We start from the raw sequence: 873 nt of genomic DNA, 5'->3' as shown, positions 1-873 counted from the left end.
GTAACTTTGAGAGAACTACTTGGTTTTCCGAGACGTCGGAAACCGCTATACCGGAAAATCAATTGGAGAAATCACCATGGCAGTGAATGTAAACACTAACGTATCAGCGATGACCGCTCAGCGTTACCTAAACAACGCAAACTCAGCTCAACAAACTTCTATGGAGCGTTTGTCTTCGGGTTTCAAAATCAACAGCGCAAAAGATGACGCTGCGGGTCTACAAATCTCGAACCGTTTGAACGTACAAAGCCGTGGCCTGGATGTGGCGGTTCGCAACGCGAACGACGGTATCTCAATTGCACAAACCGCTGAAGGTGCAATGAACGAGACCACTAACATTCTTCAACGTATGCGTGACTTGTCTCTACAATCAGCAAACGGTTCAAACTCGAAATCAGAGCGTGTGGCGATTCAAGAAGAAGTGACCGCGCTAAATGACGAACTAAACCGTATCGCAGAAACCACTTCTTTCGGTGGTAACAAGCTACTAAACGGCACACACGGCGCGAAATCGTTCCAAATCGGTGCGGATAACGGTGAAGCCGTGATGCTTGAGCTAAAAGACATGCGTTCAGACAACAAAATGATGGGCGGTGTGAGCTACCAAGCTGAAAGTGGTAAAGGTAAAGACTGGAACGTTGCTGAAGGTAAGAACGACCTAAAAATTAACTTAACGGATAGCTACGGCCAAGAGCAAGAAATCAACATCAGTGCAAAAGCGGGTGACGATATCGAAGAGCTTGCGACTTACATTAACGGTCAAACTGACCTAGTGAAAGCCTCAGTAGACCAAGACGGTAAACTGCAAATCTTTGCTGGCAACAACAAAGTCGAAGGCGAAGTCGAGTTTTCAGGCGGCCTATCTGGCGAGCT

The 873-nt window shown here is 47.0% G+C and carries 1 protein-coding gene; it reads left to right on the top strand.

Features of this window, described 5'->3' with window-relative positions; all coding sequences use genetic code 11:
* Positions 1-76: 76 nt before the first annotated feature.
* Positions 77-873: flagellin (locus ACWPOD_RS23710; RefSeq protein ID WP_164667184.1), on the top strand; the 797-nt coding region annotated here is incomplete at its 3' end.

It is taken from the genome of Vibrio sp. JZG120 (genome assembly GCF_053890955.1).
Note: the sequence above shows the minus strand (reverse complement) of the source record. Positions and strands in the feature narration are given on the sequence as shown.